We start from the raw sequence: 21,334 nt of genomic DNA, 5'->3' as shown, positions 1-21,334 counted from the left end.
CAATTCCGGACGCTCCCGCCGTACCCCACCCGCCGGGAGCGTGCCGTCGAGCTCCTCGTGGTCCGGGGCGCAGCGCAGCACACGCTCGAACCCACCGGCACGCAGGGCTCGTTCGACGCGGCGGACGCCATGCTCGTACGGCCCGCGAACCGTCCCCGACCTGCGCTCGTCCGTGCGGGACGTCCTCGCGGTGTCCGGGCCACCGTGCCGGCCACCAGCCCGTTCCCCGACGTCGCCCGGGCGGCCCTCAGCCGCCCAGCAATTCCGGACGCTCCCGCCGTACCCCACCCGCCGGGAGCGTGCCGTCGAGCTCCTCGTGGTCCGGGGCGCAGCGCAGCACACGCTCGAACCCACCAGCACGCAGGGCTCGTTCGGCGCGGCTCGAGCCGTGCTCGTGCAGCCGGCGACCCGACACGAGCAGCCGTACCGCCTCGTCGGGGCCGAGCACGCCCGCCGCGCACGCCGCGGCGCAGGCGCCCGCGCCCTCACCGGCGACCGCTGCGATCCGCGGCACGTCCCGCTCCCGCCACAGCCGGAACAGCGCCAGCTGGTAGGCGAACAGCGCGGTCCGGCGGTACTCGACGCGGTGCAGCAGGCGGGCGTCGACGCCGTCCTGGGGGGCGAACACGACGGCGGCCAGCGGCAGCGGCAGCCGCCGGTCCGCCACCCGGCACATCGCGTCGAACTCGGCGCGGAACTCGGGAAACGCCCCGTACAGGGTCCGCGCCGCGGCGGGCCCGACCCCTGGTCCGGAGGTGAACAGCACGGCCGTGTCACCGTCCGCGTCGACCATGACGGGCCGGCCCCTCAGGGCGGAACGGCCCGCTCCACTATTACGCCGTAATAGCCCGGCCCAGCCGGACGCCCTCCTCACCGGCTGTCCCCCTCTCGTGCGGCGGTAGGGGCCGACGGTGACGTCCGCCGCTCGAGAATCGACCGAGACACCCTCGAACTCCCGTGGGTCGCACGGGAGTTGCGGTCCGGTTCAGCTCACCGCCGCCCCGGGCACCAGCATGTCGTGGCACTGGGCGACCCGCCCCGCGGAGTCGAAGCGGAGTTCGGCGACCAGCGACCAGGCCTCGCGCCCGGCGCGCGCGGTCGCCCGCAGCACGACGACGTCACCCTCGGCGAGGACGCTCTCGACCGTCAGCCCGAACCCGTCGGGCAGCACCGGCCCGCCCGGGCCGGCGGGATCCGCCCAGTGCCGGGTGAGCCGGTTGGCCTCGCCCCGGTTGCCCGCCGCGACCAGTTCGAGGACGAGTTCCTTGTTGCGCTCCCGCAGACAGCGGGCGGTGAGGAGTTCGTGCAGCACCCCGCTGAGGGGCTCGGTCAACGTGGGCGCCATGACGAGAGGTCCTTCCTCATGGTTCGTCACTCCGTACAGCCGTCCCTCACACCATGGCCGCCGCGACTGGAGAGGTGATGGAGAGCCGGTGAAACTCGGTGAGGTCCAAGGAAATCGCTTCACCTTTCCGCGCGTTCTGTGAAGCAGCCGGCGGCGCATTCCGAAAACCTTCAGCCAATTACCCCCGCCTTTCGGGAATTGCTTTCGGCCGGATTCGTTCGGCCGGCCCCCGGCGCTGGGGGCGCAGTGGTGAAACGCGCAGCACACCCCTACGTCAGGGCGTTCGCGCACCACCTTGTAGGGGGGTACGGACCGTTGCCAGGCCCGACCGCACGCACGAGGATTGATTTCGATGCTCACCGCCCTGGCGCCCCGGACGGCATTTCGTTTTCCGGTGTACGTCGCCGCGTGTGAATCCGACGACCTGGTAAGCCGTGGGCCGCTCGCGGGCTGGAGGTACGTGTGCGAGTTCAACCGATGCCCGGACTGAGCGTCAGCGTCGACGCGCAGGGGCGCCTGGACATCGTGCCGGAGCCGTCGGCACCGGCACGCGCGGTGCGCTGCGGCCCCGTCGGCACGGCGATGTGGCTCGCCCTGCGCCGGCACAGCGGCGATGTGCCCGCGGCGGCTCTCATGCTGGCGTCGCTGTGGGGCACCGAACCGGCCAACACCCTTGCGGATCTGGATCTGTGGGTCGACGAACTGCGCGACGCCGGTCTGGTGCGCACCGAGCTCTGACCCGGCATGTGCGGCGTTCCGCCACCGCTCCACCACACCTGTAGGGGGTGTGGTCAGGCTGGTCCAGGTTAGGGGTGGACCAACCGAGACGGGGCGACTATGACGTTGGTCGGAAGGACCACGGCGATACGGACCTTGACGGATTCCTTCACGGACTGTGCCGAGGGGCTCTCCCGCACCGTCCTGGTGGAGGGACCCACGGGCTGCGGCAAGAGCACGCTCGTGCACCTGCTGGTCGAACAGGCCGCGGCCGCGGGGGCCGTGGTGCTGTGCGCGACGGGCTTCCCGGCCGAGCGCACGTCCGCGTGGGGCGTGGTGCGCCAGCTGCTGGCCGGCCGGCTCGGGCCGGCCCTGTGGGAGAACACGGCGGACGGGGCACCCCGCACCGAGGACCTGCAGGCACTGTGTGCCGAGCTGCGCGAGATGAGCGAGGGCAGCCCGCTGGTGCTGTGCGTGGACGACGTCCACCACGCCGACGACGCGTCCCTCGCCTTCGTCCAGTACCTCGCCCGCTACGCACGGCCCGCCCGCATCCTGCTGGTGGTGGCAGCCACGGTCCATCACGAGGCCGGTGACCCGGCGTTCACGACCGAGTTGATGCGCCAGCCGACGTTCCGCCGCATCCGGCTGGAGCGGCTCGGGCCGGCCGAGGTGAGCACGCTGGCCGAACGCGCGGGCTGCCGCGAACACGCCTCACCGCTGTACGAGACCAGCGGCGGCAACCCCCTGCTGCTGCGTGCGCTCCTGGACGAGCACGCGCTCACGGCCCCCGCGGGCCCCGCCGCCGTCCGCGCCGAAGCCGCCGCACCGGCGCAGCGCGGGACCTGGCAGCCGGCACCGGCCGGCGTTCGCCGCAGCCCCGGCGGGCGGGCCGGGGGGGCCCCCAACCCCCGCCGCGCCCGCCCCCGCCCCCCCCGCCCCCGCCCCCCCCGCCCCGCGGCGGGGCCCGCGCGCCGGGCGAACGCCCAGCAGCTCGAGCGGGCGCGGCCGGGGACCGTCCGGTACGGCGAACCCGCACGGCGGCAGAGGGCTCGGCGAGCCAGACGGCCGAGGCTGCCGGGGCCGGCTCCGAGGCTGCTGCACCTTCTGGGGCCGGTGGGGCTGCCGGTGCTGCCGGTGCCCGGCCGCGGCGGATGCGGAGCGCCGGCGAGGGCTCGGTGAGCCAGACCCGCGCGCCCCAGGAGGCGGCCGAGATCGAGCAGAGCGCTACCGGGGGCGACGCGACCCGTGCCGGGGCGGCGGAAGGCCCGGCCGCCGAGGCCTCCGTGGCCCACGAGCCCGGCCCCGCCCCGACCCGTCCGCGCCGCGCCCGCAGCGCCTCGGACGGCTCGGCCTCACAGCGACCTCGGACTCCGGAACCGACGGCACCGGCTACGGATGAGCCGACGGCACCGGCAGCCCGTGAGCTGGCGGCGCCGGACAGCGCAGCTCCTCCCGCGCGCCGGAGCACGGCCCCGCGCAGCTCGGACGCCCCGTGGCACCACGCCCGCCCGGCCTTCGAGGAGCCCGAACGGGTACCGGCCGCGCCCGAACAGGCACCGGCGGCACCCGAACAGATGCCGGAGGAGCCGGAACGGGCCGCCGCAGCGCCCGAACAGGCCTCGGCGGCGCCGGAGCGGACGTCCGAAGGACCCGAACAGGTCCCGGCGGAGCCTGAGCAGACGTCTGCGGAGCCCGAGCGGAGGCCTGCGGAGCGCAGCTCGGCGGAGCCCGAGCAGACCCCTAGGGAACCCGGGCAGGCCGAGCAGCACCCCGAAGCGCCCGCCGCCACCGGTGACGACCCCGTCACCGGCGACGAGCCCGCCACCCCCGACGACTCCCACCCGAACCCCGGCCCCGATCCCGCCCCCGACGACACCCCCGCAGGAGGCCCGCAGTGAACGGCGTGTTGGACGTCGCCCTGCGACTCGTGGTCGTGTTCGTCGTCTTCCTCACCTTCCCGCTGATCGTCGGTCAGACCGAGCACAAGGTGATGGCGCACATGCAGGGCCGCCTCGGCCCCATGTACGCGGGCGGCTTCCACGGCTGGGCCCAGCTCATCGCGGACGGCGTGAAGTTCGCGCAGAAGGAGGACGTGGTCCCGGCCGGCGCCGACCGCCGCGTCTTCCAGCTCGCCCCCGCCGTCGCGCTGCTGCCGTACCTCCTCGTGCTGCTCGCCATCCCGATCGGCCCGAGCCAGGGCGCCGTGGGCCAGGTCCTGGACGCGGGCGTGTTCTTCGTGCTCGCGGTGATGGGCGTCGGCGTGCTCGGCTCGCTCATGGCGGGCTGGGCCAGTGCGAACAAGTTCTCCCTGCTCGGCGGTCTGCGTACGGCGGCCCAGCTGCTCGCCTACGAACTGCCGATGCTGCTCGCCGCCGCCTCGGTGGCGATGGCGGCGGGAACCGTCTCCCTGCCCGGCATCCTGCACGCCTTCCACTGGTGGTGGGTGCCCTGGCAGATCGTCGGCGCGGTCGTCTTCTTCGTCTCCGGCCTCGCCGAGCTGCAGCGCCCGCCGTTCGACATGCCCGTCGCCGACTCGGAGATCATCTTCGGCGCGTACACCGAGTACACCGGACTGCGGTTCGCACTCTTCCTCCTCGCCGAGTACGCCGGGATCGTCGTCCTGTGCGGCCTGACCACCGTCCTCTTCCTCGGCGGCTGGCACGGCCCGTGGGGCCACGACGGCCTGGGCTGGCTGTGGACCCTGCTGAAGACGGCGATCCTCGCCTTCCTCGTCATCTGGCTCCGCGTCACCTACCCGCGGCTGCGCGAGGACCAGCTCCAGAAGCTGTCCTGGACCCTCCTCGTCCCCCTCTCCCTCGCCCAGATCGCCCTCACCGGCATCGTCAAGGTGGTGATCTCGTGACCATGGCCGAGCCGTCCCCGCCCACCCGGTCCCGCATTCCTGGCAGTGGCCTCGCCAAGGGCCTGGCCGTCACCCTCCGCACGATGACCAGGAAGACGGTCACCGAGCAGTACCCGGACGCCCAGCCCGAACTGCCGCCTCGCACCCGCGGTGTGATCGGCCTGTTCGAGGAGAACTGCACGGTCTGCATGCTCTGCGCCCGTGAGTGCCCGGACTGGTGCATCTACATCGACTCCCACAAGGAGACGGTCCCGCCGGCCGCCCCCGGCGGCCGCGAGCGCAGCCGCAATGTCCTGGACCGGTTCGCCATCGACTTCTCCCTGTGCATGTACTGCGGTATCTGCATCGAGGTCTGTCCTTTCGACGCGCTGTTCTGGTCCCCGGAGTTCGAGTACGCCGAGACCGACATCCGTGACCTCACCCACGAGCGGGACAAGCTCCGCGAGTGGATGTGGACCGTCCCGGCCCCGCCGGCGCTCGACCCCGCCGCCGAGGAGCCGAAGGAGATCGCCGCGGCCCGCAAGACCGCCGAGAAGCTGGCGGCCGCACAGGCCGATCAGCAGGAGCCACAGGAGGGCGCGTCGTGAGCCTCGCCCCGACCGTGAACCCGACCGTGAACCTGGCCGCGGCTCACCCCGGCTTCCTGTCCCCGTCCGGCGTCGAGATCGCCTTCCTCCTGGTCGGCCTGGTCACCTTCGGCGCCGCACTGGTCACCGTCACCACCCGCCAGCTGGTGCACGCCGCTCTGTGGCTGGTGGTCGCGCTCGGCGGCCTCGCCGTGGAGTACCTGCTGCTCACGGCCGAGTTCATCGCCTGGGTGCAGGTCCTGATCTACGTCGGTTCCGTCGTCGTCCTCCTGCTGTTCGGTCTGATGCTCACCAAGGCCCCCATCGGCCGCTCCCCGGACGCCGACTCCGGCAACCGCTGGGCCGCCCTGGCCGTCGCGGTGACCGCCGCCGTCGCCCTGGTCTGGGTGGTCGTCGACGCGTTCCGCACCACCTGGATCGACCTGAACGGCCCGGCCGCCGGCTCCACCCGGGTCACCGGCGAGAGCCTGTTCCGCAACTGGGTGCTGCCCTTCGAGGCCCTGTCCGTGCTCCTCCTCGCGGCACTGGTCGGCGCGATCGTCCTGTCCCGCAAGGCGAAGGCGGAGTCGAACCCTCCCCAGGTGAACTCCCGGGGTGTCACCGGGAGTTCCCCCTCCGTCACGGATTCCGGAATTCACCCGGTCGAGCAGGAAGGCGCCCGCTGATGCACCTCGCCTACCCGGCCGTACTCTCCGCCCTCCTGTTCTGCACCGGCCTGTACGGCGTCCTCGCCCGCCGCAACGCGATCCTGGTGCTGATGTCGGTCGAGCTGATGCTCAACGCCGTCAACCTCAACCTCGTCGCCTTCGACGTCTGGCTCAGCCGGGCCGCGAAGGACACCCTCCACTCCGGGCAGGCGCTGACCCTGTTCACCATCACCATCGCCGCCGCCGAGATCGGCATCGGCCTGGCGATCGTGCTCGCCGTCTACCGCAACCGCGGCACCTCCGACATCGACAAGCTCCGCGACACCGCCGAGGGCCCCGGCACCGAGGAACCGGGCTCCTCCGCGGCCGAGAAGGCTGAGGCCACCGCGTGACCACGACCACCCTCGCCGTCCTCGTCCCCCTCCTTCCGTTCCTCGGCGCCGTGTCCGGACTGCTGCTCGGCCGCACCGCGCCCGGGTTCGTCCGCCCGCTCGCCGTGCTGCCGCCGCTGGCCTCGCTCGTCGTGGCCGCGCTGGTCGCCGCACGCCAGGGCGGCGACCAGGCCATCACCGCGCACACCGAACTGACGCCCACCGGCTCGGTCCCGATCGAGCTGGCCCTGTACATCGACGGCTTCGCCGCGCTCGTCGCGATCCTGGTCGCGTTCGTCGCGGCCTGCGTGCAGATCTACTCGACCGGCTATCTGCGCGACGACCCGCGCTACCCCTCGTACGCCGCCCTCGTCTCCCTGTTCACCTCCGCGATGCTCCTGGTCGTCTACTCCGGCGATCTGATCGTGCTGCTGGTCGGCTGGGAGGTCATGGGCATCTGCTCCTACTTCCTGGTCGGCCACTACTGGGAGACCCCCGAGGCCCGCGCCGCCTCCCTGAAGGCCTTCCTGGTCACCAAGCTCGGCGACGTGCCGTTCCTCATCGGCCTGTTCGCACTCGCCACCGACGCCGGCTCGTTCCAGATCACGCGCGTCCTCGGCGCCGTCGCGAGCGGCGACCTGCACCATCCGACGGTGGTCGCCCTGCTGCTTCTCGCGGGCGTCGCGGGCAAGTCGGCGCAGTTCCCGCTGCACACCTGGCTGCCCGACGCGATGGCCGGCCCGACGCCCGTCTCGGCGCTGATCCACGCCGCGACGATGGTCGCCGCCGGTGTCTACTTCGTCGCCCGCCTCCTTCCGGTGTTCGAGGCCTCCCAGGCCGCGATGCTCGTGCTCGCCGTCATGGCCGCCGTCACGATGGTGGGCTCCGGTCTCGCCGCGCTCGCCCAGGACGACATCAAGCGCGTCCTCGCCTATTCGACGATCGGCCAGCTCGGCTACATGACCGGTGCCCTCGCCGTCGGCGACCGCGGTGCCGCCGTCTTCCACCTCCTGTCCCACGGCGCCTTCAAGGCGCTGCTGTTCCTCGCGGCCGGCGTGATCATCCACGCCGCCGGCACCAACTCACTGGCCGCCATGTCCCGCATGCGCGGCCTGCGCGACCGCGTCCCGGACGCCTACTGGACGATGACCGTGGCGCTCCTCGCGCTCGCCGCGATCCCGCCGTTCAGCGGCTTCTTCTCCAAGGAGTCCGTCCTCGGCGCCGCCGAGCACGTGGTCGACGGCCACTCGGACCACGCCCCGTGGGCCGCCGGCTGGATCGTCCTCGTCGCCGGTCTGCTCACCGCCCTCCTCACCGCCGCCTACGCGGCCCGGCTGTGGCTGCTGGCCTTCCGCGGGCGGGGCGCCGAGGCCCCCGACCACGGCCGTCAGCCACTGACGATGACCGTGGTGCTGTGGGTCCTCGCCGTGCCGTCCCTCGCCTTCGGCGGGCTCGCCTACCGCGCGCTGCCCGGCTGGTTCGACGGCCGCGACCTGACCCCGACCCTGTTCACCTCCATCCTCGGCACGGGCCTCGCCCTGGTCGGCGGGCTGCTCACCTACGGCGCCTGGCAGCGCACCACCCAGCTCGCGGCCCGGGTCCCGCTGGGCGCGGTCGCCGCCCATCCGGAGGGGGACGCCGGGCTGGTCGAGGCCGAGGCCATCGCCACCCACGAGCCGGCCTACGGGGACATCGCCTACGCGCCCGACCCGGCCGACCCCGGCCGGCTGCTGCTCGGCCCGCTGCACCGGTCCGCGGCCGCCGGATTCCACCTGGACGCCGTGTACACGGCACTGTTCGTCCGCCCGGTCCAGGCCGGAGCGAGTCTCGTCCGGTTCCTCGACCGCGAGGTCGTCGAGACCTACGTACAGGGCGCGGCCGCCCTGCCCCGGCTGCTCGGGGCGGCCGTACGGCGGGCGCAGACCGGCAATGTGCAGACCTATGTGAGCGCGCTGCTCGCCGGCACCGTCGTCCTGGCGGTCGCCGTCGTCCTCGTCGCCACGGGAGCGTGAGCAGGCGTGATCGATATCAACGAGTCCGTGATGCAGTTCCTTCTGGCATTCGTCGTCGTCGGCCCGCTCCTCGGCGCCGTCGCAGCCCTCCTCCCGGCCCCGCCCGGACTGAAGGGGAAGTCACCCGAGCAGGCCGTGCTGCGGCACGGTGTGACCGTGACCGGTGCGATCCTCATCGCCGCGATCGTCCTGGCGCTCGGCTTCGACCAGGACCATCCGTCGAGGATGCAGGCCACGACGGACATCAGCTGGATCCCCGCGCTCGACGTGCGGATCCACCTCGGCATCGACGGCATCTCCCTCCCCCTTGTCGTCCTGACCGCGCTGCTGACCTTCCTCTGCGCGCTGTACTCCTACTTCAAGCCGCCCGCGGGCGGCTCGCCGAAGGCGTTCGTCGCGCTGCTGCTCCTGCTCGAGTCCGGCACCCTCGCGACCTTCGCCGTCCTCGACCTGCTGCTGTTCTTCCTCGCGTTCGAGATGGTGCTCATCCCGATGTACTTCCTCATCGCCCGCTGGGGCGGTGAGGGGCGGACCCGGGCCGCGTGGAAGTTCATCCTGTTCACGCTGCTCGGCTCCGTCGTCATGCTGCTGGGCCTGCTCCTGATCGGGATCAAGGCGGGCACGTTCGACATGGTGGCACTCGCCACTGACAACGGCCGGTCGCTGACCGCGTCCGTGCAGGTCATCGCCGTTCTGGCGATCGGGATCGGGCTCGCGGTGAAGTCACCGATGTGGCCGCTGCACAGCTGGCTGCCCGACGCCCACACCGCCGCGCCGACCGTCGGCTCGGTCCTGCTGGCCGGTGTCCTGCTCAAGATGGGTACGTACGGGTTCGTCCGGATCCTGCTGCCGATCGCGCCGCACGGGTTCCACACCTTCGCGCCGTACCTCGCCGCGTTCGCCGTGGTCGGGATCATCTACGGGTCCCTGGCCTGCCTGGCCCTGGCCAAGCGGGGCGCCAGGGGCGACCTCAAGCGGCTGATCGCCTACTCCTCCGTCGGCCACATGGGCTTCGTCCTGCTGGGCATCGCCACCATGACCCCGACCGGCGTCAACGGCGCCCTGTTCGCCAACATCGCCCACGGCCTCATCACCGGCCTGCTCTTCTTCCTGGTCGGCGCGCTGAAGGACCGTACGGGCACGACCGACCTGGACACCCTCGCCGAGGAGACCGGCCTCGCCCTGTACGGCAAGGCCCCGCGGCTCGGCGGGCTGCTCGCGTTCGGGGCGGTCGCCTCGCTCGGCCTGCCCGGGCTCGCCGGGTTCTGGGGCGAGATGCTGGCGCTGTTCGGCGCGTTCGAGCCCGCCGCCGGCCTCAGCCGCCCGGCCTTCCTCACCTTCATGGCGATCGGCGCGTTCGGCACCCTGCTGACGGCCGCGTACCTGCTGATCGTGGTCCGCCGCGTCTGCATGGGCGGCGTCGAACAGGAGGTCCCGAAGCTCGCCGACGTCCACGGCTACGAGTTCGCCGCCTGGACCCCGCTCGTCGCCCTCACCGTCGTCGCCGGACTGTGGCCGAGGGCGCTGCTCGGCCTGACCGACCCGGTCGTGCACCAGCTCCTCGCAGGAGGCACCCGATGAGCGCCCAGCCCCTCGCCGAGTCGCTGGTCCAGTCCGTCGACTGGCTCGCCGTCGCCCCGCCGGTCATCGCCGCCGCGGTGGGACTGGCCGTCCTGGTCGCCGACCTGTTCCTGCCCGAGGCCCGCAAGGCCGTCCTCGGCTGGGTCTCGGTCGCCGGACTGGCCGTGGCCGTGCTGATGCTGCTGCCCCTCCTCGGCGGAGACCGCAGCACCTTCTGCCTGACCGGCGGTGCCACGCACGCGTGCAGCTACACCGCCGACCACTTCACGCTCGTCATCCAGTTCCTCGTCCTCGGCGGCGCGCTCCTCGCAGCCCTGCTGTCCGTCACGAACCTCAGGGACGACCAACGCCGCGTCCCACCAGGCGAGTTCTGGTTCCTGCTGCTGTCCTCGGCGGCCGGTGCCGCGCTGCTGCCGGCTTCCCGGGACCTGGCCACCCTGATCGTCGCCCTGGAGGTCGCCTCCCTGCCCGCCTTCGCCCTCGTCGGCATCCGGCACGGCGACGAGCGGTCCTCAGAGGCCGCCCTGAAGTTCTTTCTGTCCTCGGTGACGGCCACCGCGGTCAGCCTGATGGGCATCAGCTTCGTCTACGCCTCCACCGGCACCCTCTACCTCACCCAGGTCGCCCAGCGCCTGCCCCACGTCGCCGGACAGCTGCACACGCTCGCCCAGGCGGGTGTCGTCCTCACCCTGATCGGCTTCGCCTTCAAGACGGCCGCGGTCCCCTTCCACTTCTGGGTGCCCGACACCTACGTCGGCGCACCGCTGCCCGTCGCCGCCTACCTGTCGGTCGTCGGCAAGGCGGTCGGCTTCTCCGGCCTGATCCTCGTCACCGTGGTCGCGTTCCCGTCGTACGCCGACGTCTGGGGCCCCGCGCTCGCTGCCCTGGCCGCGCTCACCATGACCGTCGGCAACGTCGGTGCCCTGCGCCAGCAGGCCACGCGCGCGTACAGCGCCGTACGGCTGCTCGCCTGGTCCTCCGTCGGCCAGGCCGGCTATCTGCTGGTGCCGATCGCCGCCGCCGGCTACGCCAAGGACCCGCAGAAGGCGATCGGCTCCACGGTGGCCTATGCGCTGATGTACGGCGCCGTGAACCTCGGCGCGTTCGCGGTGGCCGCGGTGGTGGGCCGCAGCCGGGCCCTGAACCGGATCAGCGACTACCGGGGCCTGTACGCCACCAACCCGCTCACCGCGCTCCTGCTGGCGTTCTTCCTGCTGTGCCTGGCCGGGCTGCCGCCGGGCGTGATCGGGCTGTTCGCCAAGGTCACCGTGTTCTCGGCGGCCGTGGACGCGGGCCTCGGCTGGCTCGCCGTCGTCATGGCCGTCAACGTGGTGATCGCCCTCTTCTACTACCTGCAGTGGACGGCCCTGCTCTTCCGCGCCCCCGAGGGCGAACCCGCCCGGCACCGCGTCCCGGCCCCCCTCACGGCCGCCCTCGCCCTCACCGGCGTACTCGGCGTCGCCCTGTCCGGAGCACCCCAACTGGTCCTCCGTTTCGCGGCCACCGGACTGTTCTGAGGACTCGGCCACGCGCGCGTGGGGCAGCCGTAACCTCCACGCGCGCATGGCCGTACGCGCGCCCTCACCCGTACGGCCCAGGTGCGCAGCCGCACCCACCAGGGAACTCGCAGCCGCCGCCTGGCGTTGTCACAGACGGGAGGGTCCACTGGACCAAAGTGTTCCCCAGCTGCACGACTTGGAGGGCGCACGGTGCACCGCCGGCACAACGGGCTCAGGACCGCAGTACTCCTCGGGGGACTGTCCGCACTGATCATCGTCATCGGCAGCTTCTTCGGCCGCACGGGTCTGGTCGTCGCCGTCCTCGTGGCCCTCGGCACGAACGCGTACGCGTACTGGAACAGCGACAAGCTGGCGCTCCGCGCGATGCGCGCCCGGCCGGTCAGCGAGTTCGAGGCCCCGGCGCTGTACCGCATGGTCCGAGAGCTGTCCACGCAGGCCCGCCAGCCCATGCCCCGCCTGTACATCTCACCGACGGAGGCCCCCAACGCCTTCGCCACGGGCCGCAACCCGCGCAACGCGGCCGTGTGCTGCACCGAGGGCATCCTGCGCCTGCTGGACGAGCGCGAACTGCGGGGCGTCATCGGCCATGAGCTCAGCCACGTCTACAACCGGGACATCCTCATCTCCTCGGTGGCCGGCGCGCTCGCCTCGGTGATCATGTTCCTGGTGAACTTCGCCTGGCTGGTCCCGGTCGGCCGCTCGGACGACGACGACGGCCCCGGCCTGCTCGGCATGCTCCTGATCATGATCCTCGGCCCGCTCGCCGCCACCCTCATCCAGCTGGCCGTCAGCCGCTCCCGCGAGTACGAGGCGGACGCCTCCGGCGCCCAGCTCACCGGCGACCCGCTGGCCCTCGCCAGTGCCCTGCGCAAGCTGGAGGTCGGCACCCAGCAGCTCCCGCTGCCGCCCGAGCCGCGGATCGAGACCGCCAGCCACATGATGATCGCCAACCCGTTCCGTGCGGGCCAGGGGCTGAGCAGGATGTTCTCCACCCACCCGCCGATGGCGGACCGCATCGCCCGGCTGGAACAGCTGGCGGGCCGCCACCGGTGAATGCCCCCCGTCGCGCACGGAAGCCGTACCGGAGCGCGTATCCGCGTCCGACGCCATGCGGAGCGCGATCGAGCAGCTCGCCGAGCTGCTGGGGCGAACCCCGGAGTCGGTTTCGGCACTGAGACCGACCGAAGCGGGCTGGGAAGCCGTGGTCGAAGTCGTGGAACTGGAGCGCGTGCCGGACACGAGCAGTGTCATGGCCGGCTACCAAGTCGTATTGGACCCCGCGGGCAAGCTGCTCGGCCGGCCTCGCTCTGGCCGACCTCAACATCGACCTGGGGCCGCTGGGCACGCTGCTTCCGCCGTGACCGGCGCCCGGCGCGCGACACCGCGCCCGGCGCGCGACACCGCGCCCGCGCGTGACACCGCGCCCGCGCGTGACACCGCGCCCGCGCGTGACACCGCGCCCGGCGCGTGACACCGCGCCCGGCGCGTGACACCGCGCCCGGCGCGTGACATCGCGCCCCGCGTATGAGATCAGCGCCCGGCGAAACCCTGGTCCGACGGAACCACCTCACGTCCGAGCGGCATGAGCGAGATCGGGATGAGCTTCAGATTCGCCCAGCCGAAGGGGATCCCGATGATCGACAGGAACAGCGGGATGCTCGTGATCAGGTGGGCCAGCGCCAGCCACCATCCCGCGAAGATCACCCAGATCACGTTGCCGATGAAGGATCCCGCGCCCGCGTCCGGCCGTTCCACGGTCGTCCGGCCGAAGGGCCACAGGACGAAGCCGGCGATGCGCAGCGACGCGATGCCGAACGGGATGGTGACGATGAGGACGAAGCAGATCACCGCAGCGATGAGATAACCGATCGCCATCCACAGGCCGCAGAAGACGAGCCACAGGATGTTGAGCAGCAGGTTGAACACCTTCATGATCGGTACCTCTCCGGGTCGCTCCGTCGGCATGCCTGCTGCCACAAGTATCAGTGCGTCAGGCGTTCGGGCAGAACCGCAGCACCCTTGTGGCGTGATCGGGAACGTTCGGAGACGGTCCCGTACGGCGTCACTCGGGACGTCGTCCCTGAGCCCACCGCCGTACGCCGTAGGCCGCCGCCCCCACCGCGAGCACGCCCGCCCCCACGGACACCGAGACGGCGGGCAGCGCGAACGCCAGCGTGGCGCAGCCCAGCAGGCCCGCCACGGGCACCGCACGCGCCGACGGGGCCGGACTCAGGGTCCAGGCGGAGGCGTTGGCGACGGCGTAGTAGGCGAGCACGCCGAAGGAGGAGAAGCCGATCGCGCCGCGCACGTCGACCGTCGCGGCCAGTACGGCGACCACCGCGCCCACGGCGAGCTCCGCCCGGTGCGGCACCCGGAAACGCGGGTGCACGGCCGCCAGCGTCCCCGGCAGATGCCCGTCCCGGGCCATGGCGAGCGTCGTACGGGACACGCCGAGGATCAGCGCGAGCAGCGAGCCGAGCGCCGCCACCGCCGCCCCGGTCCGCACCACCGGCACGAGCCCCGGCGCACCGGCCGCCCGTACCGCGTCGGCCAGCGGTGCCGCCGCGTGCCCGAGCCCGTCCGCGCCGAGGACGGCGAGCACCGCGACGGCCACGCACGCGTACACCACGAGTGTGATCCCCAGGGCCAGCGGGATCGCACGCGGAATCGTGCGCGCCGGATCCCGCACCTCCTCCCCGAGGGTCGCGATCCGCGCGTACCCGGCGAAGGCGAAGAACAGCAGCCCTGCCGCCTGGAGCACCCCGCCCGTGCCCGATGACAGCCCGATGTCCAGCCGTCCGGCGTCGGCGCGCCCGGAGGCCAGGCACACGGCCACCACGGCCGCGAGGACGGCCAGCACCACCGCCACGATCACGCGTGTCAGCCGCGCCGACTTCCGGATCCCGCCGTAGTTCACGGCCGTGAGGCCGACCACGGCCGCCACCGCCACCACGTGCGCCTGCCCCGGCCAGACGTAGGCGCCCACGGTGAGTGCCATGGCCGCGCAGGACGCTGTCTTGCCGACCACGAAGGCCCAGCCCGCGAGACAACCCCAGAAGGGGCCCAGCCGTTCCCGTCCGTACACGTACGTCCCGCCGGAGGCCGGATAACGAGCCGCCAGCCGGGCCGAGGACATGGCGTTGCAGTAGGCCACCGCCGCCGCGAGCGCCAGCCCGGGCAGCAGCCCCGAACCGGCCGAGCGCGCGGCCGGCCCCAGGGCCGAGAACACACCGGCCCCGATCATCGAGCCGAGGCCGACGACCACGGCGTCCCGCACGCCGAGGGTGCGTCGCAGCGCTGTGCCGGCCGTTGTCATGCGCCGCACCCTACTGACCGGCGGAACCGGTTGGTGGTCCGCCGGCGTCTCCCTCGTCGAGGGGCCACGAGCATGTGGCCAACAGGCAGTGAACGCACGCGGCGACAGCACGGAAGGGCGGGCACCGCTCGGGGGCGCCCACCCTTCCGTCTGTCGCGGATGCCGGTTCCTAGCGGTAGTTCACGAACTGCAGCGCGAAGTCGAAGTCCTTGCCCTTCAGCAGTGCGATCACGGCCTGCAGGTCGTCCCGGCTCTTGGAGGAGACGCGCAGTTCGTCACCCTGGACCTGGGCCTTCACGCCCTTCGGCCCCTCGTCGCGAATGATCTTCGCCACCTTCTTCGCGTTCTCCTGGGAGATGCCCTCCTCGATCGACGCGAAGATCTTGTACTCCTTGCCGGACAGCTGGGGCTCGCCCGCGTCCAGCGCCTTCAGCGAGATACCGCGCTTGATCAGCTTGGACTGGAAGACGTCGAGGACGGCCTTCACCCGGTCCTCGGAGTTCGCCTCCATGAGGATCTTGTCCCCGGACCACGAGATCGAGGCACCCACGCCCTTGAAGTCGTAGCGCTGCGAGATCTCCTTGGCGGCCTGGTTGAGGGCGTTGTCGACCTCCTGCCGCTCGACCTTCGAGACGATGTCGAAACTGGAGTCGGCCATGTCCTGTGGCTCCTTGTATCGGGGTGCGTATCGGGTGCGTGCCGGCGTGCGCGGCGGCGGCCGCCGGGCCCGGCATTGCGCCGGGCCGCATCCGCACCAGCCTAGCCATCCCGCGAGCCGAGGGGTGGAGATCAATCGGGTGGCGAAGCACCCCCACGTATCGGGTATTGTTTACGTCGTCGCCAGGGGGCACCGCCGAATAGCGGTTCGATCTGGTGGCCAACCCGGCGGTGTGCCCGAGCGGCCAAAGGGAGCAGACTGTAAATCTGCCGGCTCAGCCTTCCCAGGTTCGAATCCTGGCGCCGCCACACTGGGGAAGACCCCCTCTGATCTGTTGTGAAGCAGCTCAGAGGGGGCTTCTTTGTTGAGCCTCTTCGTGCTCAGGAGCAGAGATTCACGTGTCGGACGGCCAGGACGTGCCCTGCCGCGTCGATGAGGCGGCTGCGGGCGAGGTGTCCGTCGGCCACCGCATTGGTGATTGCCGTGGCTATGGAGGAGGTTTGGGAGCTGGGGTTGCCCCCAAGGTCGAACATGACCATGTCGGCGCCGGAGCGCAGGGCCTGGACGGCGGCGGTGGACACGCTGAAGCCGGCTGCGGAGATCGCCTTGGCGCTGAGCGAGTCGGTGACCACGAGCCCCTTGAAGCCGAGCTTGCCGCGCAGTTCGGAGCTGATGGCGGTGGGGGACAGGCTAGCCGGATTGGTGCCCAGGCCCGGCACGGTGTTGTTGGAGACCATGATGGCCGGGGCGCCGGCCTTGATGGCCGCTGTGAACGGCGGGATGGCCACCTTCTGCAGGGTGGACCAGGGCAGGGTGCGGGCGGGGCCGAAGTCGGAGTTGTAACTCGAGCCGCCGAGGCCCGGGAAGTGCTTGACGACGGGTATCACACCTCCGGCGCGCAACCCGTTCATGTACGCGACACCGTCCTTGGAGACCACCGAGGTATTGCCGCTGAAGGAACGCCATCCGTCGGGGTTGGTCTTGCTGGGGGCCACGTTCCTGCCGTCGACGTCGACCACCGGTGCGAGGTCCATGTTCACCTGGGCGGCCGCCATCTTGGACGCGACCTTGGTGACGTTCTGCTGGATCTGTGCCGGGGTCCAGTGCGTGCCCATGTAGGCGGCCCAGGGCAGGGAACCGACGAGGTTCGCCATGCGCTGGATGCCACCGCCCTCCTCGTCGGTCATCACCAACAAGCCCAAATGGCCCGGTACATGCGTCTTCAGGGTGGTCAACCTGGAGCCGAGGTCGGACGGCGCCTTGCTGCCGAACAGCAGCACACCGCCCGCACCGGCGCTCACCTCGGAGGTGGCGTCGGACACCGAGGCCTCCGACACCGGGACGGCGACGGTCAGCATGGCCAGCCGGTGGTTCGACCACCCGGCCAGCTTCGTGCTGTTGGTGCACGCGGTGGTGGTGGTGAGGTCCGGACTGAATGACGAGGGGGAACGGGAAGACGCGGTGGACGGCGCCGGGGAGACGCCGGGGCTGCTGGAGTGCGGAGCCGCCTTGGGCGTGCTCGTGCCACAGCCCGCCAGGAGCGTCGCCGTCACGGCGGCGGCCGTGCCCAGTCTTCGTGCGTTCCTGGCCCGGCCGGGGAGCCGCGGCGGTGCTGCCGCGCTTGTGCGGTCACGGTACGACGGGAAAGCCATTGCTCGACCTCCTTCGGGGAGTCGCGACGGTGCCCGTCGCGCTGAAGGCCGCATCAATATGAGGTGGGTGTTGCGACGCGTGAGATGCGTACGACTCCGCGTTTCTTCGCTGGTCCACAGTCGGAGTGCCAGGATCTCGCGCCTTGGAGTCGAACGAAAGTCCAGCGGATATGAGCGGGGCCCCTCGGGAACCGACTTGCACCGGGCTTCACCCCGGTCGCAGCCCCGTTCACGGTGCGACGGGTGCGGGGCGATGACCTCGGGGGCGGGAAACGGCAGGTCAGGGCACGTCTCCGGGATGGTCTGCAAAACAGCTGCGGAAGTGTCCGTGCCGCGTGCCAGGCTGTGGCCGTGATCGGTGACGTACCCAACGTTGAAGCGAGCCAGGAGTCCAGCACGCGTTGGCCGGCGCACGAGGCGGGCGTGCGTAGACCCCTGCAGGCGGGCATCTGTGGACGCCGCGGTTGCGGAGCCAGGCCTTCAGGCGCCTGACGCCGAGGCGACGCAGAGCGGCTGGGGTCCGGGAGCCGGTGAGCAGGGTGAGCGTGCCGTTCTGCCCTCCCGGGCGGACGGGTTCGCGCGGCCCGCCCCAACGCGGGCGGTGTACGGCCGGCCCGGCCCGGTGCGCCACCCCGGAGCGCATCACGAATAGGTGACTACTGCACGGAATCTTCACACCGGCTTCACATCTGTCGCTACGGTCTTCCCTTCAACTCACCCTGGGGGGACACATGAGTGACCCGTACGCCATGCCGCCACAGCCGCCCATACGCACGGCCCCGAGGTGGGCGCGGAAGCGGTACGTGCTGCCCGCGATCGGTCTCGCCTTCTTCCTCGGCGTCGGTGCCGGCGGCACGGCCAGAAACAACGGGACTGACGCGAAGCCGGCGGCGGACAAGGTGAAGCCGACCGCGACGGTCACCGCGACGGTCACCGCGACGGCCACGGCCACGGAGACCGCCAAGCCGAAGCCGGCGCCTACGGTGACGGCGACGAAGACGGTCAAGGTGACGGTGACCGTGACCGCGCATGCCGCGGCCGCGGGTTCGGGGAGCGGCGGGAGTTCGTCGGGCGGGTCGTCCGGGAGTGGCGACTCCAACTCGTCGGGTGGTTCCAGCAGCGCCGGGAACGGTGCAACCGCGCTCTGCAACGACGGTACGTACTCGTACGCCGCTCACCACCAGGGAGCCTGCTCGCACCACGGAGGTGTAGCGGTCTTCTACCGGTAGGCCGAGTGCGTGGTCCGGGTCAGCGAGCGGTGGGGGGGGGCGGGCGGCGGGGCGCGGCGGGGGGGGGCGCCCCCCCCCGCCCCCCCCCCCCCGCTCCAGGTGGGCAGGACGGCCTTCGACAGGGCGGCAGGATCTGAGGTTGTTTCCCCCTGGTGTTCCCCGGTATTGAGCTGGCAGTGGAAAGCCGCAGGTCGCGCGGCGTGAGATGAGCCCGCTGTAAATCCGCCGGCTCAGCCTTCCCAGGTTCGAATCCTGGCGCCGCCACACGGGAACGAGAGCCCCGTGACCTGCGAGAGCGGGTCACGGGGCTCTCGTCGTCGACCCTCAGTGGAACTTGGCGACCATGCCCGCCTCGTAGTCACCGGCGGGCTGCTGGGTGATGACGTTTCCGCGGTTGAAGGCGTTGATGACGGCGATCTGGGCCACCAGGTCGGCGAGTTGGTCCTCGTCGTAGTACTTGGCCGCGTTCGCCCAGACCTCGTCCGGGACGCCGCCGGCCGCGTCGGCGATGCGGGTGCCCTGCTCCGTCAGCTCCAGTGCGGCGCGCTCGGCGTCGGTGAAGACCTTGGCCTCCCGCCAGGCGGCCACGAGGTGGAGGCGTACGGCGGTCTCCCCGGCCGCGGCGGCTTCCTTGGTGTGCATGTCGATGCATCCGGCACAGCCGTTGATCTGGCTGGCGCGGAGCATCATCAGTTCGCGTGTCGAGGCCGGCACGGTCGACTCGGAGAGGGCCATGCCCGCGGCGATGATGTGCTTCATGACCTTGGCCGCGACCGGGGCGGCCATGACGTTCAGACGAGCTTCCACGGTGTACTCCTGGGTGGTTGCCGGTGTGTACGCCCTCTGCGTACGCCCTCTTGGACAGAGCGGCCCCGCGCGCTGTGACAGGAATGGATGTGACCCGCGTCTCGGCGCCTCTCGACGACGGAGAGCCGTTTTCACGCGAACCCTGTTCGGTCGCCTCCCGCTGGTCGCACTTCCCGGTCCCTTCACTAGAATCGAACGTGTGAACGATGACCGTCCGCTGACGCGTCTCGACATGCTGCGTTTCGCGCGCCGCGTCGTCGAACATCAGGCCGCGCGGCAGCTCGCCCTGATGGACCGGTGGATCGCGGACGAGGAACGCCGGGAGGCCGAACGGCAGCGCCGCCTGGCCACCCGGCAGGCCGCTCCGGAGTGGCTGATCGAGCGCGGCCTGAACGGCCGCACCGCGGTGTACGTCCACGTCGGCGGCTGTACGAGCGCCGGCGGGCGCGCCAAAGGGGCCGACCGGGACGAGGCCGTACGTGCCCTCGCCGAGGGAGGTGTCGCAGCATGCCCGCTGTGCCGCCCCGACACCGTGCTGGGAATACTGGAATGACCGGTCCGGGTGCGTTCCCGGGCGGTCCGGACGATGCTGGAGCCATGGCCGGGAAACGACCCATTATCGTGCACCTGCCGTCCCCGACCGGCGGCCGCCGGGTCCGGGTGGACGGCGAGATCCTCGGCCTGGCGCACAACGTCGGGGACCTGGTGGAGTTCCTGCGCCGCGCGGGGCTGGAGATCGAGCCGGAGCAGGTGGCCGACTCGCCGCTGATCGACTGGCGGGGGGTGGGACCCGACCGCTGGGAAGCCGAGACCCGGACCTGACCGCGGTGTCGTGCCGACCGGCGCCGGTGCGGGCACACTGACGGCATGTCCTCCCGACGCAGAACCTGTCCTGTGTGCCACCGCGACATCGCCGTGGTCGCGGGCCGCTACGCGCGGCACGACCCGCCCGGGGCGCGGGAGAACGGAGAACTCGTCTCCTGCGCCGGGTCGCGGCGGCAGGCGCAACTCGGGGCCGTCCAGCCGGCGTTGGACGGGTACGCCGTACCGGAGTTTCCCGGGCAGTTGCCTCTGTTCTGAGTCATGACGAGTGTCATGACGAGACGGAGGGGGCCGGCTCGCGTGTGTGGGCGGGGCGGGAGGATCTGACGGTGTGACAGGTCAGCGATACCGAAGGCCCGGTGGCGGGATCCGTCCGTTCAACGGCCGGTGGCCGGCCTCAGTTCCCGGCCACCGATTTCACCGCCACCGACACCGGAGTCGATCCGCTGATCAGCTCCAGCGTCAGGCCGGTCGTCGCCGGGGTGTCCACCAACTCCGCGAGTACGGCGGCCACATCGTCCCGGGGGATCGCGCCGCGCCCGGTGTGCGCCTCCAGACGGACCTGACCGGTGCCGGCGTCGTCCGTCAGCGAGCCGGGGCGCAGGATCGTCCAGTCCAGGGCCTCCTGGCGGGTGACGTACGCGTCCGCCTCGCCCTTGGCGCGCAGGTACGCGTCGAAGACACCGTCGCCCTGGTGAGCGGGATCCGCGCCCATCGAGGACACGACCAGGAATCGGCGCACGCGCGCGCGAACGGCCGCGTCCGCGAACAGCACCGCCGCGCCCCTGTCCACCGTCTCCTTGCGGGCCGCCCCGCTGCCCGGGCCCGCTCCGGCCGCGAAGACCGCCGCGTCGGCGCCCTGCAGGTGCGCCGCGACCTCCTCCACGGAGGCGGACTCCAGGTCGAGCAGTACCGGTTCGGCGCCGGCCGTCCGCAGATCGTCGCCCTGTTCGGACCTGCGGATGATCCCCGCGACCTCGTCCCCGCGCGCGGAGAGCAGGCGCTCCAGCCGTAGCGCGATCTGACCATGACCACCAGCGATGACAATGCGCATGAAACCGACCGTACGCCGGACGGGGCGCATCCGCCGCGCGAGTTGACCGGCGTGGCAGGACCGCGCCGAACCGAATTGACCAGCGCCACCGGGTAGTTCTCGCTCAGCGAGCGCGCGAGGGTGAGGCAGTCGTCGAAGTTGCCGTCGACC

The 21,334-nt window shown here is 71.7% G+C and carries 23 protein-coding genes, 1 tRNA gene and 1 pseudogene; 17 read left to right on the top strand and 8 right to left on the bottom strand.

Annotated features, from left to right (window positions below; genetic code table 11):
* Positions 1–247 precede the first annotated feature (247 nt).
* On the bottom strand, positions 248–793 hold the full coding sequence (locus ABT288_RS26030) for an acyltransferase domain-containing protein (RefSeq protein ID WP_351612217.1): 546 nt from the start codon (positions 791–793) through the stop codon (positions 248–250).
* A gap of 192 nt (positions 794–985) precedes the next feature.
* Entirely contained in the window at positions 986–1,345 is a 360-nt protein-coding gene (locus ABT288_RS26025) for a hypothetical protein (RefSeq protein ID WP_351612214.1), read from the bottom strand.
* Between the two features lie 462 nt (positions 1,346–1,807).
* On the opposite strand from ABT288_RS26025, the gene ABT288_RS26020 reads away from it, so the two are divergent.
* The 12 genes and pseudogenes from ABT288_RS26020 to gvpO all read left to right on the top strand — a co-directional run.
* Entirely contained in the window at positions 1,808–2,083 is a 276-nt protein-coding gene (locus ABT288_RS26020; RefSeq protein WP_351612211.1) for a PqqD family protein, read from the top strand.
* A gap of 99 nt (positions 2,084–2,182) precedes the next feature.
* Complete coding sequence (locus tag ABT288_RS26015; RefSeq protein ID WP_502972820.1) at positions 2,183–3,244, top strand: AAA family ATPase; 1,062 nt, start codon at positions 2,183–2,185, stop codon at positions 3,242–3,244.
* The gene (locus ABT288_RS26010) at positions 3,241–3,963 is read left to right on the top strand and encodes a hypothetical protein (protein WP_351612208.1); all 723 of its coding nucleotides are present in this window, start codon (positions 3,241–3,243) and stop codon (positions 3,961–3,963) included. The genes ABT288_RS26015 and ABT288_RS26010 overlap by 4 nt, the downstream gene beginning before the upstream one ends.
* On the top strand, positions 3,960–4,928 hold the full coding sequence (locus ABT288_RS26005; RefSeq protein ID WP_351612205.1) for a complex I subunit 1/NuoH family protein: 969 nt from the start codon (positions 3,960–3,962) through the stop codon (positions 4,926–4,928). The genes ABT288_RS26010 and ABT288_RS26005 overlap by 4 nt, the downstream gene beginning before the upstream one ends.
* Before the next feature lie 2 nt (positions 4,929–4,930).
* On the top strand, positions 4,931–5,515 hold the full coding sequence (locus ABT288_RS26000; RefSeq protein WP_351612263.1) for a NuoI/complex I 23 kDa subunit family protein: 585 nt from the start codon (positions 4,931–4,933) through the stop codon (positions 5,513–5,515).
* Positions 5,512–6,180: an NADH-quinone oxidoreductase subunit J family protein gene (locus ABT288_RS25995; protein ID WP_351612203.1), complete on the top strand. Its 669-nt coding sequence runs from the start codon at positions 5,512–5,514 to the stop codon at positions 6,178–6,180. The genes ABT288_RS26000 and ABT288_RS25995 overlap by 4 nt, the downstream gene beginning before the upstream one ends.
* Positions 6,180–6,554: an NADH-quinone oxidoreductase subunit NuoK gene (gene nuoK / locus ABT288_RS25990; protein WP_351612202.1), complete on the top strand. Its 375-nt coding sequence runs from the start codon at positions 6,180–6,182 to the stop codon at positions 6,552–6,554. The genes ABT288_RS25995 and nuoK overlap by 1 nt, the downstream gene beginning before the upstream one ends.
* Complete coding sequence (locus ABT288_RS25985) at positions 6,551–8,545, top strand: NADH-quinone oxidoreductase subunit 5 family protein (protein WP_351612199.1); 1,995 nt, start codon at positions 6,551–6,553, stop codon at positions 8,543–8,545. Before nuoK ends, ABT288_RS25985 begins: the two co-directional genes overlap by 4 nt.
* Positions 8,546–8,551: 6 nt before the next feature.
* Positions 8,552–10,126, top strand: coding sequence for an NADH-quinone oxidoreductase subunit M (locus tag ABT288_RS25980; RefSeq protein WP_351612197.1), 1,575 nt, complete (start codon positions 8,552–8,554; stop codon positions 10,124–10,126).
* Positions 10,123–11,643 carry an NADH-quinone oxidoreductase subunit N gene (locus ABT288_RS25975; RefSeq protein ID WP_351612195.1) on the top strand — a complete coding sequence of 507 codons (1,521 nt, stop codon included), beginning with the start codon at positions 10,123–10,125 and terminating at the stop codon, positions 11,641–11,643. The genes ABT288_RS25980 and ABT288_RS25975 overlap by 4 nt, the downstream gene beginning before the upstream one ends.
* 192 nt (positions 11,644–11,835) lie before the next feature.
* Complete coding sequence (gene htpX, locus ABT288_RS25970) at positions 11,836–12,699, top strand: zinc metalloprotease HtpX (RefSeq protein ID WP_351612192.1); 864 nt, start codon at positions 11,836–11,838, stop codon at positions 12,697–12,699.
* Positions 12,700–12,727: 28 nt separating this feature from the next.
* Positions 12,728–13,117: pseudogene (gene gvpO / locus ABT288_RS25965) on the top strand (gas vesicle protein GvpO); the annotation flags it as partial.
* A gap of 59 nt (positions 13,118–13,176) precedes the next feature.
* Here the strand turns inward: gvpO and ABT288_RS25960 are convergent.
* From ABT288_RS25960 to ABT288_RS25950, 3 genes are all read right to left on the bottom strand, one after another.
* Positions 13,177–13,578 (bottom strand): YccF domain-containing protein, encoded by a 402-nt coding sequence (locus tag ABT288_RS25960; protein WP_351612190.1) that lies wholly within the window; start codon positions 13,576–13,578, stop codon positions 13,177–13,179.
* A gap of 130 nt (positions 13,579–13,708) precedes the next feature.
* The gene (locus ABT288_RS25955) at positions 13,709–14,962 is read right to left on the bottom strand and encodes an APC family permease (protein WP_351612187.1); all 1,254 of its coding nucleotides are present in this window, start codon (positions 14,960–14,962) and stop codon (positions 13,709–13,711) included.
* 169 nt (positions 14,963–15,131) lie between these two features.
* Positions 15,132–15,620 (bottom strand): YajQ family cyclic di-GMP-binding protein, encoded by a 489-nt coding sequence (locus ABT288_RS25950; protein ID WP_019756392.1) that lies wholly within the window; start codon positions 15,618–15,620, stop codon positions 15,132–15,134.
* 226 nt (positions 15,621–15,846) lie between these two features.
* On the opposite strand from ABT288_RS25950, the gene ABT288_RS25945 reads away from it, so the two are divergent.
* A tRNA-Tyr gene (locus tag ABT288_RS25945) sits at positions 15,847–15,928 on the top strand.
* A 72-nt stretch (positions 15,929–16,000) separates the two neighbouring features.
* On the opposite strand, the gene ABT288_RS25940 is transcribed toward ABT288_RS25945, so the two are convergent.
* Positions 16,001–17,173: a glycoside hydrolase family 3 N-terminal domain-containing protein gene (locus ABT288_RS25940; protein ID WP_351612185.1), complete on the bottom strand. Its 1,173-nt coding sequence runs from the start codon at positions 17,171–17,173 to the stop codon at positions 16,001–16,003.
* A gap of 830 nt (positions 17,174–18,003) precedes the next feature.
* Here ABT288_RS25940 and ABT288_RS25935 point away from each other — a divergent pair.
* The gene (locus ABT288_RS25935) at positions 18,004–18,501 is read left to right on the top strand and encodes a DUF3761 domain-containing protein (RefSeq protein WP_351612182.1); all 498 of its coding nucleotides are present in this window, start codon (positions 18,004–18,006) and stop codon (positions 18,499–18,501) included.
* 324 nt (positions 18,502–18,825) lie between these two features.
* Here ABT288_RS25935 and ABT288_RS25930 read toward each other — a convergent pair whose 3' ends face one another.
* Positions 18,826–19,308 carry a carboxymuconolactone decarboxylase family protein gene (locus ABT288_RS25930; RefSeq protein ID WP_351612179.1) on the bottom strand — a complete coding sequence of 161 codons (483 nt, stop codon included), beginning with the start codon at positions 19,306–19,308 and terminating at the stop codon, positions 18,826–18,828.
* Positions 19,309–19,507: 199 nt separating this feature from the next.
* Here ABT288_RS25930 and ABT288_RS25925 point away from each other — a divergent pair, with 199 nt between their 5' ends.
* The 3 genes from ABT288_RS25925 to ABT288_RS25915 are packed head-to-tail and all read left to right on the top strand — an operon-like array spanning position 19,508 to position 20,388.
* Entirely contained in the window at positions 19,508–19,861 is a 354-nt protein-coding gene (locus ABT288_RS25925; RefSeq protein WP_351612176.1) for a DUF6233 domain-containing protein, read from the top strand.
* A 44-nt stretch (positions 19,862–19,905) separates the two neighbouring features.
* Positions 19,906–20,130, top strand: coding sequence for a hypothetical protein (locus tag ABT288_RS25920; RefSeq protein ID WP_351612174.1), 225 nt, complete (start codon positions 19,906–19,908; stop codon positions 20,128–20,130).
* Between the two features lie 45 nt (positions 20,131–20,175).
* Positions 20,176–20,388, top strand: coding sequence for a hypothetical protein (locus tag ABT288_RS25915; RefSeq protein ID WP_351612171.1), 213 nt, complete (start codon positions 20,176–20,178; stop codon positions 20,386–20,388).
* Between the two features lie 139 nt (positions 20,389–20,527).
* Here ABT288_RS25915 and ABT288_RS25910 read toward each other — a convergent pair whose 3' ends face one another.
* Positions 20,528–21,184: an SDR family oxidoreductase gene (locus ABT288_RS25910; protein ID WP_351612168.1), complete on the bottom strand. Its 657-nt coding sequence runs from the start codon at positions 21,182–21,184 to the stop codon at positions 20,528–20,530.
* Between the last annotated feature and the right edge of the window lie 150 nt (positions 21,185–21,334).

It is taken from the genome of Streptomyces sp. NPDC001093 (assembly GCF_040298985.1).
Classification (GTDB): Bacteria; Actinomycetota; Actinomycetes; order Streptomycetales; family Streptomycetaceae; genus Streptomyces.
Note: the sequence above shows the minus strand (reverse complement) of the source record. Positions and strands in the feature narration are given on the sequence as shown.